At 53.8% G+C, this 18,019-nt stretch carries 15 protein-coding genes; 8 read left to right on the forward strand and 7 right to left on the reverse strand.

All coding sequences use genetic code 11. The annotated features are described in order from the left end of the window. Positions 1 to 146: 146 nt before the first annotated feature. The 4 genes from lldD to ACVXHP_RS12900 form a co-directional block, all read right to left on the reverse strand. Positions 147 to 1,337 carry an FMN-dependent L-lactate dehydrogenase LldD gene (lldD, locus tag ACVXHP_RS12885; RefSeq protein WP_447571583.1) on the reverse strand — a complete coding sequence of 397 codons (1,191 nt, stop codon included), beginning with the start codon at positions 1,335 to 1,337 and terminating at the stop codon, positions 147 to 149. Next, the gene (gene lldR, locus ACVXHP_RS12890) at positions 1,334 to 2,110 is read right to left on the reverse strand and encodes a transcriptional regulator LldR (RefSeq protein WP_042311604.1); all 777 of its coding nucleotides are present in this window, start codon (positions 2,108 to 2,110) and stop codon (positions 1,334 to 1,336) included. Before lldR ends, lldD begins: the two co-directional genes overlap by 4 nt. After that, complete coding sequence (gene lldP / locus ACVXHP_RS12895; protein WP_447571584.1) at positions 2,107 to 3,762, reverse strand: L-lactate permease; 1,656 nt, start codon at positions 3,760 to 3,762, stop codon at positions 2,107 to 2,109. Before lldP ends, lldR begins: the two co-directional genes overlap by 4 nt. A 260-nt stretch (positions 3,763 to 4,022) precedes the next feature. Further along, positions 4,023 to 4,385 (reverse strand): YibL family ribosome-associated protein, encoded by a 363-nt coding sequence (locus ACVXHP_RS12900; RefSeq protein WP_061380915.1) that lies wholly within the window; start codon positions 4,383 to 4,385, stop codon positions 4,023 to 4,025. Positions 4,386 to 4,677: 292 nt separating this feature from the next. Here ACVXHP_RS12900 and ACVXHP_RS12905 point away from each other — a divergent pair, with 292 nt between their 5' ends. Further along, positions 4,678 to 4,884: a hypothetical protein gene (locus tag ACVXHP_RS12905; RefSeq protein WP_003827334.1), complete on the forward strand. Its 207-nt coding sequence runs from the start codon at positions 4,678 to 4,680 to the stop codon at positions 4,882 to 4,884. Positions 4,885 to 4,896: 12 nt separating this feature from the next. Here the strand turns inward: ACVXHP_RS12905 and mtlR are convergent, their stop codons facing one another. The 3 genes from mtlR to mtlA form a co-directional block, all read right to left on the reverse strand. Next, entirely contained in the window at positions 4,897 to 5,487 is a 591-nt protein-coding gene (gene mtlR / locus ACVXHP_RS12910; RefSeq protein ID WP_005120486.1) for a mannitol operon repressor MtlR, read from the reverse strand. Further along, positions 5,484 to 6,632, reverse strand: coding sequence for a mannitol-1-phosphate 5-dehydrogenase (gene mtlD, locus ACVXHP_RS12915; RefSeq protein ID WP_447571585.1), 1,149 nt, complete (start codon positions 6,630 to 6,632; stop codon positions 5,484 to 5,486). Before mtlD ends, mtlR begins: the two co-directional genes overlap by 4 nt. A gap of 128 nt (positions 6,633 to 6,760) precedes the next feature. Continuing rightward, positions 6,761 to 8,674: a PTS mannitol transporter subunit IICBA gene (gene mtlA / locus ACVXHP_RS12920; RefSeq protein WP_165407989.1), complete on the reverse strand. Its 1,914-nt coding sequence runs from the start codon at positions 8,672 to 8,674 to the stop codon at positions 6,761 to 6,763. 530 nt (positions 8,675 to 9,204) lie between these two features. Between mtlA and ACVXHP_RS12925 the strand changes: the two genes are divergently transcribed. From ACVXHP_RS12925 to aldB, 7 genes are all read left to right on the forward strand, one after another. Further along, positions 9,205 to 9,567, forward strand: coding sequence for a DUF3302 domain-containing protein (locus ACVXHP_RS12925; protein ID WP_006687590.1), 363 nt, complete (start codon positions 9,205 to 9,207; stop codon positions 9,565 to 9,567). Between the two features lie 2 nt (positions 9,568 to 9,569). Continuing rightward, positions 9,570 to 10,706, forward strand: a complete 1,137-nt coding sequence (locus ACVXHP_RS12930; protein WP_447571586.1) for an HlyD family secretion protein — start codon at positions 9,570 to 9,572, stop codon at positions 10,704 to 10,706. A gap of 96 nt (positions 10,707 to 10,802) precedes the next feature. Then, positions 10,803 to 11,411: a glutathione S-transferase gene (locus ACVXHP_RS12935; protein WP_006687581.1), complete on the forward strand. Its 609-nt coding sequence runs from the start codon at positions 10,803 to 10,805 to the stop codon at positions 11,409 to 11,411. A gap of 98 nt (positions 11,412 to 11,509) precedes the next feature. After that, entirely contained in the window at positions 11,510 to 12,901 is a 1,392-nt protein-coding gene (gene selA / locus ACVXHP_RS12940) for an L-seryl-tRNA(Sec) selenium transferase (protein WP_447571587.1), read from the forward strand. Next, entirely contained in the window at positions 12,898 to 14,742 is a 1,845-nt protein-coding gene (selB, locus tag ACVXHP_RS12945; RefSeq protein WP_447571588.1) for a selenocysteine-specific translation elongation factor, read from the forward strand. The genes selA and selB overlap by 4 nt, the downstream gene beginning before the upstream one ends. Positions 14,743 to 14,931: 189 nt before the next feature. Further along, the gene (gene yiaY, locus ACVXHP_RS12950) at positions 14,932 to 16,083 is read left to right on the forward strand and encodes an L-threonine dehydrogenase (protein ID WP_447571589.1); all 1,152 of its coding nucleotides are present in this window, start codon (positions 14,932 to 14,934) and stop codon (positions 16,081 to 16,083) included. 92 nt (positions 16,084 to 16,175) lie between these two features. Continuing rightward, positions 16,176 to 17,714 (forward strand): aldehyde dehydrogenase AldB, encoded by a 1,539-nt coding sequence (aldB, locus tag ACVXHP_RS12955; protein ID WP_038635264.1) that lies wholly within the window; start codon positions 16,176 to 16,178, stop codon positions 17,712 to 17,714. Positions 17,715 to 18,019 lie beyond the last annotated feature (305 nt).

Raw genomic sequence — 18,019 nt, forward strand, 5'->3', positions numbered from 1 at the left:
TAGCTTGTATATACATTTGGCAGGTGGATAAAAAGTTGTCAAATATATTGGTTGTAAATGTTAACTGGTCGTTATTTTTGCATAAAAAATGGTCGGACTGAAAACAGGCCGACCATGCAGAAAACGCGATTTTACGGGAGAGAGTGTTACGCAGCGCTACCCTGAGCCAGAGGAGCCAATGCAGCAGGCAAGCTCTTACCCAGCTCCTGCACCAGAGAATCGCGGCTGATTTCACTAATCGATTTCGCACCGGTTAAGGTCATCGCCACCTTCATTTCTTTCTCGATCAGGTTCAACAGGTTCGCCACGCCGGCCTGGCCGTGGGTGGCGAGCGCGTACAGATAAGCACGCCCCAGCAGTACGCTATCCGCGCCCAGCGCAATCATGCGCACAACGTCCAGACCGTTACGGATCCCGCTGTCTGCCAGAATGGTGATATCGCCTTTTACCGCATCGGCAATGGCGGGCAGCGCGCGAGCAGAAGACAGTACGCCATCTAACTGGCGGCCACCGTGGTTAGAGACGACAATGCCATCCGCGCCAAAACGGACGGCATCGCGGGCATCTTCCGGATCGAGGATCCCTTTGATCACCATCGGGCCATCCCAGAACTCGCGGATCCACTCAAGGTCTTTCCACGAAATTGACGGGTCAAAGTTATTCGCCAGCCAGCCAATGTAATCCTCAAGGCCGGTAGGTTTGCCAAGATAAGTTGAGATATTGCCTAAATCATGCGGGCGACCGTTCAGGCCCACATCCCATGCCCACTGCGGATGGGTGACCGCTTGCCAGTAGCGACGCAGCGCAGCGTTGGGACCGCTCATACCCGAATGCGCGTCACGGTAGCGGGCACCCGGCGTAGGCATATCGACGGTAAAGACCAACGTGGAGCAGCCCGCCGCTTTGGCGCGTTCCAGCGCGTTGCGCATAAAGCCACGATCGCGCAGAACATATAACTGGAACCACATTGGGCGCTTGATGGTCGGCGCGACTTCTTCAATTGGACATACGGAAACGGTAGAAAGCGTGAACGGAATGCCTTTGGCGTCAGCGGCAGCGGCGGCCTGCACCTCTCCCCGACGCGCATACATTCCGCACAGGCCGACAGGCGCGAGGGCCACGGGCATGGAGAGCGTTTCGTTGAACAGCTTTGTCTCGAGGCTCAGATCGGACATATTCTTCAGCACACGCTGGCGCAGCGCCACTTCCGACAGGTCTTCGACGTTACGGCGCAGAGTGCGCTCGGCATACGCGCCGCCATCAATGTAGTGGAACAAGAAAGGGGGCAAAATGCGTTGGGCTGCGGCGCGATAGTCGCTGGCGGCTGAAATAATCATGTGTTGTTCTCCCTGCTATTCTCACCAGGGTCACCGGGCAGGCGGGTGATACGCGCCTGGCGGGCCTGATCTTCATCGAATTGTTTAATCGTGGTGTGGACAAAGCTGAGGTGCGCCATCATGGCCTTTCGCGCGCCATCGGCATCACCGGCGACAATGGCGTCCAGCACGGCCTGATGTTGTTCTGTAAGCTGTGAAAATACAGGCGGCACAAGGTACATACGTTGGCGGCTCTGTTTTACCGAAGACTGCAATACGTCGAAGAAACCGCGCATGGTCTGTAACAGCACCACGTTATGCGAGGCTTCCGCAATGGCGAGATGAAAGCGCACGTCCGCTTGCGAAGCGAGATCCGGATCTTCGCTCTGGGTGGCTTCGAAACAGAGTCTGATCTTCTCTTTGTCAGCGCTAGTGGCCCGCATGGCTGCGTGCCAGGCGGTGCTGGCTTCAATGGCGTGGCGGGCTTCCAGAATATCGAAGCTGTAATCAGGATCGTCCGCCAGCAGGGTCTTCAGCGGCTGAACGATGTTTTGTTCAGACCAGGCTTCATGCTGCCAGCGAACAAACGTCCCGCCGCCGCGACGGCTAATCAGTACGCCTTCACTCACCAGCTTTGCTAACGCTTCGCGCAGCGAGTTGCGCGACACGCCGAGCTGTACGGCCAACTGGCGCTCAGCGGGCAACTTCATGCCCGCCTCCAGCTGTTGTTCTTCAATCAGCGCCCGCACACGAGATGCGACCTCGTCGGACAGGCGTCTGGGCATCACAATCATGGAATCATCCAGGTTAAGACATAGGCCTGCAGGGTGGTAATCACCCCCACCATGCAGGTGAAAATCAGGCTATGTTTCACGGTAAAACGGAACAGATCAGACTCTTTCCCCACTAATCCCACTGCCGCACAGGCGATGGCGATAGACTGTGGAGAGATCATCTTGCCGGTCACGCCGCCGGTGGTATTTGCCGCCACCATCAGCACATCCGAAACGCCGATTTGCTGAGCCGCGGTGGCCTGCAGGGCGGCAAACAGGGCGTTAGATGAGGTGTCGGACCCGGTCAGGAATACCCCCAGCCAGCCGAGGAATGGCGAGAAGAAAGTAAACGCGCTACCGGTGTGCGCCAGGGCCAGTGCCAGGGTTGATGAAAGCCCGGAGTAGTTAGAGATAAATGCGAATGCCAGCACCATCCCGATGGAATAGATGGGCAGTGCCAAATCTTTCAGCGTGTTACCAAAGGTCTGCAGTGCAGTGGACGGCTTCATCTTCAGCCAGACGATAGACAGCAGGGCGGCAAACAGAATCGCGGTACCGGTCGCGGAGAACCAGTCAAATTTGTACACCGCCGCGTAGGCTGTGGCTTCGTGTACGACCGGCGGCATGCGGGCTACCAGCTTGTCGAGGAACGGAACCGGAATATTCACTACCCAGTGGTACATCGCGCCGCCCGGCGCAAACAGCGCTTTAAACGGCGGTATGCTCCACAGCGTGACGGTGGCTGTCAGGAACAGGAACGGGGACCAGGCGCGGATGATTTGCCCTGCGGTGTAGCGGGTGCGCGACAGGTCCATATCGACCTGGGAAGCGCCCATATCGCCGAAGCGGAAGATACGTACCGGCTGCCAGCGTTTCAGGAACAGCGTCAGACACACCAGTGAGACCAGCGAAGAGATAATGTCCGGCAGTTCCGGCCCGATAAAGTTCGAGCTGAGATACTGGGCGATAGCAAACGAGCCGCCAGCGACCATTACCGCAGGCCAGGTTTCTTTCACGCCGCGCCAGCCATCCATAATCGCCATAATCCAGAACAGCACGATAATCGTCAGGAATGGCAGCTGACGACCGACCATCTGGCCAATCTCGAAGCTGTCCAGTCCGGTAACCTGACCGGCAACCAGAATCGGAATACCCATCGCGCCAAAGGCGACCGGCGCGGTATTGACGATCAGGCACAGCCCGGCCGCGTACAGCGGGTTAAAGCCCAGACCCACCAGCAGCGCGGCGGTAATGGCGACCGGCGCGCCAAAGCCTGCCGCCCCTTCAAGGAATGCCCCAAAGGAGAAACCGACGATCAGCATTTGCAGACGCTGGTCGGGGGTAATGGAGAGTATTGATGACCGGATGATGTCGAACTGCCCGGTTTTTACCGAGATTTTATAGACGAATACCGCGGCGATGATTATCCAGGCAATCGGCCACAGACCATAAAAGAAGCCGTACACCACCGAGGCCAAAGCGTGATCGACCGGCATTTTGTAGAACAACAGGGCGACCGCCAGAGCGATCACAACCGTCCAGGACGCCGCAACATAGCCTTTCAACTTGAGCTTAATTAGGGCGAAGAAAAAGAACAGGATTGGGAGCGATGCGATCAGACTGGAAAGCCAGATGTTACCGGCCGGATCGTAGTTCTGTTGCCAGAGATTCATTGCAGGTCTCCTGGGGGCCTCAGACATAATGGAATGAGTCTTTGCTCATCTCTTCGTCACATTATGTGTAAAAGTGGCCCTGCCAATATTGTTGTGTAGGGATAATGACAATGAATAGTTAATCAAATGTTATTTGTTGGCAACGGTATTGTACGCACATTTTAATGAAATGTGAGGCGCTGGTAGGATCTGGCTATAATTGGTAGGGCCAATTGGTGAGGCAGGAAGAGCCGGGCAAACGGATGTCGCCCGGCAGGAGATCAGAACTCGGTTTTTGCGAAGCCTGTCATCTCTTTCAGGCCCATTTCACGGCCCAGTTCGGTCATCGGGTGGACGACAATCAGACCACGCACGCTTTTCTTCAGCTTGCCCATGTCGGCCTGTTCTTTTTTGCTAATGGCGCGGCGGAAGGGAAGTTTCGTGAGCTTTTGCGCTTCTTTGCTCAGCTTCTGGCCGTGGACTTCACGCAGGCGCGCGATCTCGGCTTCCAGAGTTTCTTTCTCTTTTTCCAGCTCGGCATATTTGTCAGCGGCTTCAACCAGCGACAGGTCAGCCTGCTGGTGGCGGATGGCGTCCAGACGATCGCTCAGGCGTTTAATTTCGTTTTTTTCGACTTCTTTCATAGGATAGCTTCTGATAAAAATAGAATGTATATCCTATAGTATGCGCGCAGAGCGGGATTCTTCACAACAAATCGAAGATAAATAATCAAATGACGCAAGTATTAATCAGCTAATGATAATATTACGCTTTTGATTGATAAGGAATTTTAAGCAATAAGATCGGCCATGGCGCTTTCTGTTGGCGGGTTGATAGCGAAGCACGTTTTCCTCAATATAATCGCCCAACCGATCCTAAACTTAAATGATCAACCGCGCAGGCTAAGCGTGGTTAATACATGGAGGAGGGAGGATTATGGCGAAAATAGGTGAGAATGTTTCGGTCCTTATTGATAAGACTGTTGATTTCATGGCCTCAAGCCAGGCTTTTCGCGAGTATCTGAATAAAACACCGCCGCGCAACGTTGTCCCTTCTGAAATACCGCAGGAGAATGCGCAGCTGTATCTGCAACGTCTGGCGTACTATCGACAGCTTTATCGGCCGCAGCAGGAAGAGAAATAAGCCTGCATAGACTTATTTTTGAAAGGCTTTTTTTAAGCTGATTTTAGAAATCAGCTCGGTCAGGGAAAGTACCATCGTGGAGCGTACCATTTGCTGGTAGCGCTGGATCTGCATGGCGTGCAAACCTGAGTCTGAGGTATCAAACTGTGGCGGCGGCGGGAGTGCCGTCACGCAGTGAAGCTCGCCAAACGGCCCAAGAATCTCGTCGTCGGTAAACGCATATTCATTGCCGTCGTGATTCAGCTCTTCCCGCAGTGCCATCAGAAGCTCCGCATCTTCATACTCCGGGCGGCTGAGTACGCCCAGACCATAGATTAGCTTCAAACGAACCGAAAGATCGCCTAATGGACCGTCGCCGTCGAGCAACGGTTCTACGGCATATTTCACCGCATAGTCATCTTTGCGAAATACCTGAAGCACAAGGATATTCACCGCCTCGGTGAGCAGTTCTACGGCGGTGATGAGGAAGCTGCGTACGGTTTTGCCAGCATTCAGACGCTCAAGCACACGATTTTCAAAGGCCTGCGTTTGTTCCATTATTGCCTGCATATCTGACAATCTGTCGTTCGGGCGCAGGCTGACCTGCGCCACATTCTCTATCATTTGGTCGCGTTATATGCGTTAACCGCCTCCGCCACCACATCACTGTTGGCATCCAGACCGGATACCTGCGCCAGCGCGGCCTGTGGACCTTTTTCGTCAATCAGCGCGGCCAGTTCCTGTGCCTGCGGATCTTCTTCACTGCGATAGTGCATTGCAGCAGCAATACCGCTAACCAGATTAACGTGCGGCAGACCATACTCCAGCGTGCCCAGCAGCGGTTTAATCAGGCGGTCGCCCGCGCTCAGTTTACGCAGCGGCTGACGTCCTACGCGCTCAACATCATCTTTCAGATACGGGTTTTCAAAACGACCGAGGATTTTCTGAATGTATGCTGCATGTTTAGCTGCATCAAAGCCATAGCGTTTGATCAGTACTGCGCCGCTCTCTTCCATCGCACCTTTTACCACCGCGCGGATTTTCTCGTCGAGAATCGCGTCACGGATGGTCTGATGACCGGTCAATTTTCCGAGGTACGCGGTTATAGCATGCCCGGTGTTCAGCGTGAAGAGTTTACGTTCGACAAATGCCATCAGGTTATCAGTTAATTCCATTCCTGGGATGTTTGGCAGCTCGCCTTTGAACTGTGTTTTGTCGACAATCCACTCGCTGAATGTTTCAACGGTAACTTCCAGCGGATCGTTGGTCGCAGAAGCAGATGGCGGCACGATGCGATCCACGGCGGAATCGACAAAGCCAACATGTTCTTCAACCCAGGCTTTGTCTTCATCTGCCAGCGCGTTCATGACGTGGCCTTTCAGCTGTGTGGTTCCGCGCACCATGTTTTCACAGGCAATGATATTCAACGGGGTAGAGATGCCCTGCGCTTTGCGTTTTACCAGCCCTTTAGCGATGGCCGGAGCGATACGCTCAAGCACAACCGGACCCACGGCAGTGGTGATTAAATCAACGTGGGCAATCAGGTCGACGACATCCTCGCCGATGCTGCTGACGGCGTTGACGCCGGAAACGGTATCAACCTGCTCGTTTTCACCCACAACATGAACCTGATAGCTATGACGGGCATTCAGGGCATCGAGCACGACCTGGTTTACATCTGCAAACGTCAGCTGTATCCCCGCGTCCGCCAGCAGTTTGCCGATAAAGCCACGACCGATATTACCTGCGCCAAAATGTAATGCTTTCATAGTATTAACCTTCATTAATGTTTTTACCCAAGAGGGCTGGGGTGAGGCTTTTCCCTCAACCTAACCCTCTCCACAAGGGAGAGGATATTGTAGGCCCGGTAAGCGTGAGCGCCACCGGGCAATAACGCTTACTTACGACCAGCCAGCAGTTCCAGAACTTCATCCACGCTGGTGGTATGGGCCAGACGTTCGATCACGGATTCATCATCCAGCGCGTTGGTCAGGCTGGTGATGACCTGGATGTGCTCATTGTTACGTGCGGCGATACCAATGACCAGACGGGCAATATCGTCTTCTTCTTCACCGAAGCGTACGCCTTCCGGGTACTGGCAGAACACCACGCCGGTTTTCAGCACGCGGTCTTTAGCTTCTACGGTACCGTGCGGTACTGCGATGGACTCACCGAGGTAAGTCGGCGTCAGCTTTTCGCGGTCCAGCATCGCCTCGACGTATTCCGGCTCAACATAGCCACCTTTCACCAGTTGTTCACCGGCAAAGCGAATCGCTTCTTCTTTGTTAGAGGCTTTCCGGCCAAGGAAGATATTTTCCGCACCCAGTTTGAACAGGTGGGTATCACCCTCATCAAAGCTGTCTTTCAGGTGATCGCGGACTTTCTCTTCGTTCACATTGTGGCGCTGTGCCGCGACCAGACGTTCGGTCAGGCTGGTATACAGACCGCTGTCGAGGAAGTTGGTCAGCGAGATGTGCTGTGCCTGAGGCACCTGACGCATCGCACGTTCGGTCAGGTCACGGTGGGTAATGACCAGATCCACATCCGGCGGCAGATTGTTAATCGCGCTGTTGGTGACGGAAATCTGAGACAGACCCGCATCCTGCACTTTCTTACGCAGTACGCCTGCGCCCATGGCGCTGGAACCCATACCGGCATCGCAAGCCACGATGATTTTACGTACATGGCTCAGGTCGTTGGTCACATCGCCAGCCGCCAGCGGAGATGCGCCTTTAGATTCCGCTTTCATGTCCTGCATACGACGGGTCGCCGCATCAATATCGTCTTCTTCTTTCACTTTGCTGGTTTTCAGCAGAATGGCTGAGACCACAAAGGAGACCGCCATTGCGGCACAGATAGCAGCGATGTTGGCGAAGTAAGCGCCTTTTGGCGTCATCGCCAGTACGGCCAGAATCGAGCCAGGAGAAGCCGGAGAAACCAGACCGCCGTTCAGGATGGTCAGGGTGAATACGCCAGTCATACCGCCAAGGATAACGGCCAGGATCAGACGTGGGTTCATCAGCACATACGGGAAGTAAATTTCGTGGATACCGCCCAGGAAGTGGATGATAGCCGCGCCGCCCGCAGACTGCTTAGCGCTGCCGCGACCAAAGAACATGTACGCCAGCAGGACGCCCATACCCGGACCTGGGTTAGCTTCAATCAGGAAGAAGATGGATTTGCCCATCTCATGGGACTGCTGAATACCCAGCGGTGAGAAAATACCGTGGTTGATGGCGTTGTTGAGGAACAGGATTTTTGCCGGTTCAACGAAAATCGACGCCAGCGGCAGCATGTCATGGACAACCATGAAGTTAACGCCTGCCGCCAGAATTTTGGACAGACCTTCAACCAATGGACCAATGCCGAGGAAAGCCAGGATGGCGAGGATCATGCCGATGATGCCTGCGGAGAAGTTATTCACCAGCATCTCAAAACCGGATTTGATCTTACCGTCTACCCAGTTATCGAATTTCTTGATGCAGTAGCCGCCCAGCGGGCCTGCGATCATGGAGCCAAGGAACATCGGCATATCCGCGCCGACGATAACGCCCATGGTGGTGATAGCACCAACCACGCCGCCACGTTCGCCGCCTACCAGCTTACCACCGGTATAACCGATCAGCAGCGGCAGCAGATAGGTGATCATCGGACCGACCAGCTTCGCCAGCGTTTCGTTCGGCAACCACCCTGTCGGAATGAATAATGCGGTGATAATACCCCACGCGATAAACGCGCCGATATTTGGCATCACCATATTGCTGAGGAATCGACCAAAGCTTTGCACCTTGATCTTAATATCGGATGACATAAAAACACCCCTTCTTATGTTTGCTATCGCGCAGGCTGAAAGCCCGAGGTTTGTTAATGTAGCGGCAGGAGGTAGCCGGACCCTGTAGATACTGCGAAATCTGGCACTGAATCGTTCAACTGTCCAGTCGACGGCCTTTTATGTGATGTTTGTCACGTAAATATAGGGTGTATGGCATTAGTTAATGTGATTTTCATCACAAAATACCGGTACAAAAAAACATCACAGCGCAAGGAATCGCTAAAAATGGCGGTTAAACGTGAACTTGTTCACGTTTTCTTATTTGCTGTTTGTTGAATTTTTGTGATGTGATTCACAAAGTATTTTTGTCTGGGTTTAATCAGATGTGATCTGCGACGGATTCTGGAGCTGACATTTTCCTTGCCAGATTAAGCAACTTAAAACCAGAAAAAATATTTTTTTTGTGGTATGGCGAAAACCGCAAACTGCAGTTATGTTCAAAACATCAGCCTGGGTGCATACGGCTGCCGGCATAAAAAAACTCTAATTAGCGTGAATTCGAGGCAGGTATGTTTCTAAATTATTTCGCGTTAGGCGTGCTGATCTTCGTTTTTCTGGTTCTGTTTTACGGAATCATCGCCATCCATGACATTCCCTATAACATCGCTAAAAAGCGCAATCATCCTCATGCCGACGCTATCCATACGGCAGGGTGGGTCAGTCTTTTTACGTTACATGTTATTTGGCCGTTCCTGTGGATTTGGGCCACGCTCTACCAGCCCGAAAAGGGGTGGGGGATGCAGTCGCACATCACGCCGACCGGAAAGGAACCTGACCCTGAGATAGCCGTGTTGGCCGCGCGCATCGCCCAGTTGGAAAAAAAGCTGGATGGGGAAAAGAAAATCGATAACTCCACCTTTCCGGAGATTTAATCATGGATTTGTTAATTGTCCTGACTTATGTGGCATTCGCCTGGGCCATCTTCAAAATATTTCGCATTCCGGTAAACCAGTGGACGCTTGCTACTGCGGCATTAGGCGGCGTATTTATTGTGGCGGGACTGATCTTATTAATGAACTATAACCATCCGTATACCTTTACGGCGCAAAAAGCGGTTATTTCAATTCCCGTTACCCCGCAGGTCACAGGAATTGTTAGTGAGGTGACGGATAAAAATAATCAGCTGATTAAAAAAGGCGAAGTGTTATTTAAACTCGATCCTGTGCGTTATCAGGCGCGGGTTGACAGACTCCAGGCCGACCTGGTTACCGCGACCCACAACATCGACAATTTGAAAGCGCAACTGTCGGAAGCGGTCGCAAATACCACTCGCGTGTCTGCTGAACGTGACCGCCTGTATAAAGATTATCAGCGTTATTTGAAGGGTAGTCAGGCGAAGGTTAACCCGTTCTCCGAAAGTGATATCGACAATGCCCGCCAGAACTATCTGGCTCAGGATGCGCTGGTAAAAGGCTCAGTAGCGGAACAGACGCAGATTCAGAGCCAGTTAGACAGTATGGTCAACGGTGAGCAATCCCAGGTCGCCTCCCTGCGCGCCCAGCTTGCCGAAGCCAAATATAATCTTGAACAGACCGTTGTGCGTGCGCCCAGCAACGGTTACGTGACGCAGGTGCTCATTCGCCCGGGGACCTACGCCGCCGCGTTGCCTCTGCGACCCGTGATGGTATTTATTCCTGAACAGAAACGGCAAATCGTGGCGCAATTTCGCCAGAACTCACTGCTGCGTCTTGAACCGGGTGATGAAGCTGAAGTGGTTTTCAACGCGCTGCCAGGCCAGGTGTTCAGCGGCAAACTAACCAGTATCCTTCCCGTTGTTCCGGGAGGTTCTTATCAAGCGCAGGGAGCATTACAGTCCTTAACGGTGGTGCCGGGGACCGATGGCGTACTGGCAACCATTGAACTGGATCCGAATGCCGATGTGGAGGCGCTGCCGGACGGTATCTATGCCCAGGTGGCGGTCTATTCCGACCATTTCGCCCACGTGTCGGTGATGCGTAAAGTGCTACTGCGCATGACCAGCTGGATGCATTACCTTTATTTGGATCATTGAGACCGTCATCACCTGCCATTTGCGCTGACCTGAGCCATACTAAGCTGTGCCCCACAATCGTTGGGCATAGCTTTTTGTTGGCAAAAAGGACCCGGCATGAAACTCATTGGCAGCTATACCAGCCCTTTTGTGCGTAAAATTTCTATTCTGTTACTGGAAAAGGGCATCACCTTTGAATTTGTAAATGAACTCCCCTACAACGCGGATAGCGGCGTGGCGCGCTATAACCCGTTAGGAAAAGTGCCCGCGCTGGTTACTGATGAGGGTGAGTATTGGTTTGATTCTCCAATCATCGCGGAATACATAGAGCTGCTGGATATTGCGCCAGCTATGTTGCCGCGTGAACCGCTGGCGGCGCTGAAGGTACGTCAGTTGGAAGCGCTGGCAGACGGCATTATGGATGCCGGTCTCGTCTCGGTACGCGAACAGGCTCGCCCCGCCGCACAGCAGTCAGAAACTGAGTTGTTACGCCAGCGGGAGAAGATCACCCGCAGTCTGGATGTGCTGGAAGGCTATCTGGCGGATGGTACGCTGAAAACGGATACGGTTAACCTGGCCACCATTGCGATTGCCTGCGCTGTCGGCTATCTCAATTTTCGTCGGGTCGCGCCCGGCTGGTGTGTGGACCGCCCGCGTCTGGTCAAACTGGTGGAAACGCTCTTTCAACGCGAAAGTTTTGCCCGTACGGAACCGCCAAAGGCTTGATACACGTTATGTCCGCATGAGCAAAGTCACGATACAATCCTTCCTATATCGATAGCCCTCTCCACGGTGGAGAGGGCCACCAACAGCCAGGCCCTTTCATGACAACCGACATGCGTTCACTCTACAGCCAGCTTCCTGCTATCGATCGTTTATTGCGCGATAGCGCTTTCTCAGCCTTACGTGAATCCCACGGTCATACCCGGGTAGTTGACCTGCTGCGTCATATGCTCGACGAAGCCAGAGAAGCCATTCGCGACGCCCACGCGCTCCCGGCATGGTGTGAGGACTGGGCGCAAGAAGCCAGAGCCAGGCTGGAAAGAGAATCGCAAAGCGCGCTGCGTCCAGTGATTAACCTGACCGGAACGGTGTTGCATACTAACCTGGGTCGTGCCTCGCAGGCCGAGGAAGCCATCGAAGCGGTGGTGCAGGCGATGCGCACGCCGGTGACGCTGGAATACAGCCTGGATGATGCCGGGCGCGGACATCGGGATCGGGCGTTGGCGGATTTACTCTGTCGCCTGACGGGGGCCGAAGACGCTTGTATCGTGAATAACAATGCGGCAGCGGTTCTGCTGATGCTGGCCGCCACGGCTAACGGCAAAGAGGTGGTCGTTTCGCGCGGTGAGCTGGTGGAAATTGGCGGCGCGTTTCGTATTCCTGATGTGATGTGTCAGGCCGGATGTATGCTGCGCGAAGTGGGGACCACCAACCGGACACACGCGAAAGATTATCGTCAGGCGGTGAATGAAAATACCGGCCTGCTGATGAAGGTGCATACCAGTAATTACAGCATCGAAGGCTTTACGAAGTCGGTGGATGAGGCAGACCTGGCCGCCATTGGCCGGGAGCTGGATGTACCGGTGGTGGCGGATCTCGGCAGCGGTTCGCTGGTCGATCTCAGCCAGTATGGTTTGCCGCAGGAGCCGATGCCGCAGCAACTGATTGCCGCAGGCGTGAGTCTGGTGAGCTTCTCTGGCGATAAACTGCTGGGTGGGCCACAGGCCGGAATTATCGTCGGTAAAAAAGAGATGATCGCTCGCTTACAGAGCCATCCGCTGAAACGTGCGTTACGGGCGGATAAAATGACGCTGGCGGCGCTGGAAGCAACGTTGCGGCTCTATCTGCATCCGGAAGCGCTGGCGGCGAAGTTGCCGACGTTACGCCAGCTCACCCGCTCGCAAGAGGCGATCCACGCGCAGGCCCAGCAATTACAGGCGCAGCTTGCCGATCGTTACAGCGACGAGTTTGCTTTGAATGTCATGCCTTGCCTGTCGCAGATTGGTAGCGGTTCGTTACCCGTTGACAGGTTACCCAGCGCGGCATTGACCTTTACCCCGCATGACGGGCGCGGTAGCCGCCTTGACGCACTGGCCGCCCGCTGGCGTGCGCTGCCTGTGCCGATCATTGGGCGAATTTATGATGGCCGCATGTGGCTGGATCTGCGCTGCCTTGAAGACGAGACCCGGTTTATGGAGATGATGCTGAAATGATTATTGCAACCGCCGGACACGTTGACCACGGAAAAACAACGTTATTACAGGCGATTACGGGCGTGAATGCCGACCGTCTGCCGGAGGAAAAAAAGCGTGGCATGACCATCGATCTCGGCTATGCCTACTGGCCGCAGCCGGATGGGCAGGTGCTGGGGTTTATTGATGTTCCCGGACACGAAAAGTTTTTGTCCAACATGCTGGCGGGTGTAGGCGGTATCGACCACGCGCTGCTGGTTGTCGCCTGTGATGATGGCGTGATGGCGCAAACGCGTGAACATTTGCAAATTCTACAGCTGACGGGCAATCCGCAAATCACCGTGGCGCTCACGAAAGCCGACCGCGTGGATGAGGAACGCATCAATACGGTGCGTAAAGAGGTGCACACCACGCTGGAAAACTATGGTTTTGCCGATGCGGTTCTCTTTGTGACTGCCGCCAGTGAAGGCCGTGGCATCGAAGAACTGCGCCACCATTTGTTGCAGTTAACCTCGCGCGAACATGCCCGCGATCACAGCTTCCGCCTGGCGATTGACCGTGCCTTTACGGTTAAAGGCGCAGGGCTGGTGGTGACCGGGACGGCGCTCAGCGGTGAAGTGAATGTCGGTGATACGCTGTGGCTGACGGGCGTCAACAAGCCAATGCGCGTACGTAGCCTGCATGCGCAAAACCAGGCTACTGAGCATGCTCATGCCGGGCAGCGTATTGCGCTGAATATTGCAGGCGATGCGCAAAAAGAGGAGCTTAGCCGCGGCGACTGGCTGCTTTCAGATGTTCCGCCAGAGGCGTTTAACCGTGTGATAGTCTCTTTAGAACATGCCGCGCCGTTGATGCAGTGGCAACCGCTGCATATTCACCACGCGGCCAGCCATGTCACCGGGCGCATCTCATTGCTTGAAGGAACGCTGGCGGAACTGGTGTTTGATACACCGCTGTGGCTCGCCGATAACGACCGCCTGGTGCTGCGCGATATTTCAGCCCGCACGACGCTGGCTGGCGCACGCGTCGTCACGCTCAACTCACCGCGACGCGGAAAGCGTAAACCGGAATATCTGCAATGGTTGTCGGCGCTGGAAAATGCACACACCGACGGCGACGCCCTGGCGCTACATTTGACGCGTGGGGCGGTGAATATTCCTGATTTCGCCTGGGCGCGTCAGCTCAACGGCAACGGTATGCGTCCGTTGATTGAGCAACATGGTTTTATTCAGGCGGGATATAGCCTGTTGAATGCTCCCGTTGCCGCGCGCTGGCAGCGAAAAGTCCTCGATACGCTGGCGACCTATCACGAACAGCATCGTGATGAGCCAGGGCCAGGGCGCGAACGCCTGCGTCGTATGGCTTTGCCGATGGAAGATGAAGCGCTGGTGTTGCTGCTGATAGAAAAGATGCGCGAGAGCGGCGCCATCCATAGCCATCACGGTTGGCTGCATTTGCCGGATCACAAGGCGGGGTTCAGCGATGAACAGCAGGCTATCTGGCAAAAAGCAGAACCACTTTTTGGCGATGAGCCGTGGTGGGTGCGCGACCTGGCAAAACAGACGGGGACGGATGAGCAAATGATGCGCGTGGCGTTACGACAAGCGGCGCAGCAAGGCATCATTACTGCGATCGTGAAAGATCGTTATTATCGTAACGATCGTATTGTGGCCTTCGCCAATATGATCCGCGAGTTGGATCAGGATAAAGGATCGACCTGCGCCGCCGATTTTCGCGACAGGCTTAACGTGGGGCGTAAATTAGCTATCCAGATTCTGGAATATTTTGACCGGATTGGTTTTACGCGTCGTCGCGGGAATGATCATTTATTACGCGATGCATTACTGTTTCCTGAAAAATAATGAAACAATTAATTCAGAAATCAAATGAATTAATACAATATATATATTGATTGAAATCAGCACATTAGATTATTAACCTAATGTGCTTTTTTTATTCTGAATGTTATGAAAATAACAACCGCGATCATATTTTGTTGGAAATTTCACACGTATGCTTCCTGACTCTTTTGAGTAATTAAGGATCGTACAATGGCTGCTTCAACATTTTTTATTCCTTCCGTGAATGTAATCGGCGCTGATTCATTAAAAGATGCGCTGAATACAATGGCGGAATATGGTTTTCGCCGCACGCTGATTGTCACGGATGCCATGTTGGCCAAATTAAGTATGGCTGGCGAGATTCAGAAGGCATTACAGGAACGTGATATTTTCAGCGTAATTTACGATGGTACGCATCCTAACCCCACGACCAGCAACGTTGCTGCTGGCCTGCAAATGCTGAAAGAAAACGACTGCGATAGCGTTATTTCTCTCGGCGGTGGTTCACCACACGATTGTGCGAAAGGCATTGCGCTGGTGGCCGCTAACGGTGGCTACATCGGTGATTACGAAGGCGTTGACCGCTCTGCAAAACCGCAGTTGCCGATGATTGCCATCAACACCACGGCGGGTACGGCATCTGAAATGACCCGTTTCTGCATCATTACCGATGAAGAACGCCATATTAAAATGGCGATTGTCGATAAGCACGTCACCCCGCTGCTGTCGGTCAATGACTCCTCGCTGATGATCGGTATGCCGAAGTCTCTGACGGCGGCCACCGGTATGGATGCGCTGACCCACGCTATTGAAGCCTACGTTTCTATTGCTGCGACCCCGATTACCGATGCGTGTGCGCTGAAAGCGGTCACCATGATTGCGGAAAACCTGCCGGTTGCCGTTGAAGATGGCAGCAATGCTCAGGCACGTGAAGCCATGGCTTACGCGCAGTTCCTTGCAGGTATGGCATTTAACAACGCCTCGCTGGGTTATGTGCACGCCATGGCGCACCAGTTGGGTGGCTTCTACGATCTGCCACACGGTGTATGTAACGCCGTGCTGCTGCCGCATGTGCAGGTTTTCAATAGCAAAGTTGCAGCCGCTCGTCTGCGTGATTGCGCGGCTGCCATGGGCGTTAACGTCGCAGGACTGAGTGCAGAGCAAGGGGCGGAAGCCTGTATCGCGGCGATCCGTGAACTGGCGCAGAAAGTGAATATTCCGGCCGGTTTGCGTGAGCTGAACGTGAAGGAAGAAGATTTTGCCGTTCTGGCGACCAATGCCCTGAAAGACGCTTGTGGTTTCACTAACCCGATTCAGGCGACTCATGACGAGATCATGGCGATTTATCGCGCTGCGATGTAATTCGTGATACCTGTCGTAAAGAAGTAAAAGGCTGGCGAATAATTCGCCAGCCCCGTCTACCCTTGTAGTACCCCTACAGCAAGGAGACGGTCATGACCAATAACCCCCCTTCAACGCGTATTTATCCCGGCGAGTATGGTTACCCTCTGAAGTTAAAAGCCCGATACGATAACTTTATCGGCGGTGACTGGGTCGCGCCGGTGGACGGCGAGTATTACCAAAACCTGACGCCGGTCACTGGGCAATTGCTGTGCGAAGTGGCCTCTTCCGGTAAGAAGGATATCGATCTGGCACTGGATGCCGCGCACAAAATAAAAGATAAATGGGCGCAGACATCCGTGCAGGACAGAGCGGCGATTCTGTTCAAAATCGCCGATCGTATGGAGCAAAACCTGGAGCTGCTGGCGACGGCAGAAACCTGGGATAACGGTAAGCCCATTCGTGAAACCAGCGCGGCAGACGTGCCGCTGGCAATTGACCATTTCCGCTATTTCGCCTCCTGTATTCGTGCGCAGGAAGGGGGGATCAGCGAGGTTGATAGTGAGACCGTGGCTTATCATTTCCATGAGCCTCTTGGCGTGGTCGGGCAAATTATCCCGTGGAACTTCCCGCTGCTGATGGCCAGTTGGAAGATGGCGCCCGCGTTGGCAGCGGGTAACTGCGTGGTGCTTAAACCCGCGCGCCTGACGCCGCTTTCCGTGCTGCTGCTGATGGAAGTCATCGGCGATCTGCTCCCGCCTGGCGTAGTGAACGTGGTAAACGGCGCGGGTGGAGAAATCGGTGAGTATCTGGCGACGTCTAAACGTATTGCGAAAGTGGCGTTTACCGGCTCAACCGAAGTCGGCCAGCAGATCATGCAGTACGCCACGCAGAACATTATTCCTGTCACGCTGGAGCTGGGCGGCAAATCACCCAATATCTTCTTCGCGGATGTGATGGATGAAGAAGATGCGTTCTTCGATAAAGCGCTGGAAGGCTTTGCGCTGTTTGCCTTTAACCAGGGCGAAGTGTGTACCTGTCCGAGCCGCGCGCTGGTGCAGGAATCCATTTACGAACGCTTTATGGAAAGAGCCATTCGCCGGGTGGAGAGTATCCGCAGCGGCAACCCGTTAGACAGCGTGACGCAAATGGGGGCGCAGGTTTCACATGGTCAACTGGAAACCATTCTGAATTACATCGATATTGGTAAGAAAGAAGGGGCGGATGTCCTGACCGGTGGACGGCGCAAGCAACTGGATGGTGAGTTAAAAGAGGGGTACTACCTCGAACCGACCATTCTGTTTGGTAAAAACAACATGCGGGTTTTCCAGGAGGAGATCTTCGGCCCGGTATTGGCTGTTACGACCTTTAAAACCATGGACGAAGCGCTGGAAATTGCCAATGACACCCAATATGGACTTGGCGCTGGCGTCTGGAGCCGTAACGGGAATTTGGCGTACAAAATGGGGCGTGGGATTCAGGCGGGGCGTGTATGGACCAACTGCTACCATGCTTATCCGGCACATGCGGCGTTCGGCGGCTATAAGCAGTCGGGCATTGGGCGCGAGACGCACAAAATGATGCTCGAGCACTATCAGCAAACGAAGTGCCTGCTGGTGAGCTACTCGGATAAACCGCTGGGGCTGTTCTAATATCCCGTCACTTACTGCCCGGTCGCGCTTAGCGTACCGGGCATCAAGTTATGTCCTGCAGTTCAAAGTATGACAAGGGTACCCTATGGATTTCGTGTTGCTTCGAGGCGGCAAGAGAGGGAATCCCCAGGAGCTTACTCCGGTAAGTGACTGGGGTGAGCGAACGCAGCCAACAAAGAAGCAGCTCGAAAGACAACGGGTATATATAGAAACTCATATATCGTTATATAAATAACACCATTGCATCCAATCTGGTCATTCCACTACTATTATCAACTCTATTTTTTAAATAAATAGCAGCCGAA

The sequence above is a fragment of the Citrobacter freundii complex sp. 2025EL-00176 genome, assembly GCF_053309355.1.

Excerpts from the sequence above, each read along its gene's own strand:
- lldD (WP_447571583.1), bottom strand. The coding sequence starts at position 1,337 with ATGATTATTTCAGCCGCCAGCGACTATCGCGCCGCAGCCCAACGCATT.
- lldR (WP_042311604.1), bottom strand. The coding sequence starts at position 2,110 with ATGATTGTGATGCCCAGACGCCTGTCCGACGAGGTCGCATCTCGTGTG.
- lldP (WP_447571584.1), bottom strand. The coding sequence starts at position 3,762 with ATGAATCTCTGGCAACAGAACTACGATCCGGCCGGTAACATCTGGCTT.
- ACVXHP_RS12900 (WP_061380915.1), bottom strand. The coding sequence starts at position 4,385 with ATGAAAGAAGTCGAAAAAAACGAAATTAAACGCCTGAGCGATCGTCTG.
- ACVXHP_RS12905 (WP_003827334.1), top strand. The coding sequence starts at position 4,678 with ATGGCGAAAATAGGTGAGAATGTTTCGGTCCTTATTGATAAGACTGTT.
- mtlR (WP_005120486.1), bottom strand. The coding sequence starts at position 5,487 with ATGATAGAGAATGTGGCGCAGGTCAGCCTGCGCCCGAACGACAGATTG.
- mtlD (WP_447571585.1), bottom strand. The coding sequence starts at position 6,632 with ATGAAAGCATTACATTTTGGCGCAGGTAATATCGGTCGTGGCTTTATC.
- mtlA (WP_165407989.1), bottom strand. The coding sequence starts at position 8,674 with ATGTCATCCGATATTAAGATCAAGGTGCAAAGCTTTGGTCGATTCCTC.
- ACVXHP_RS12925 (WP_006687590.1), top strand. The coding sequence starts at position 9,205 with ATGTTTCTAAATTATTTCGCGTTAGGCGTGCTGATCTTCGTTTTTCTG.
- ACVXHP_RS12930 (WP_447571586.1), top strand. The coding sequence starts at position 9,570 with ATGGATTTGTTAATTGTCCTGACTTATGTGGCATTCGCCTGGGCCATC.
- ACVXHP_RS12935 (WP_006687581.1), top strand. The coding sequence starts at position 10,803 with ATGAAACTCATTGGCAGCTATACCAGCCCTTTTGTGCGTAAAATTTCT.
- selA (WP_447571587.1), top strand. The coding sequence starts at position 11,510 with ATGACAACCGACATGCGTTCACTCTACAGCCAGCTTCCTGCTATCGAT.
- selB (WP_447571588.1), top strand. The coding sequence starts at position 12,898 with ATGATTATTGCAACCGCCGGACACGTTGACCACGGAAAAACAACGTTA.
- yiaY (WP_447571589.1), top strand. The coding sequence starts at position 14,932 with ATGGCTGCTTCAACATTTTTTATTCCTTCCGTGAATGTAATCGGCGCT.
- aldB (WP_038635264.1), top strand. The coding sequence starts at position 16,176 with ATGACCAATAACCCCCCTTCAACGCGTATTTATCCCGGCGAGTATGGT.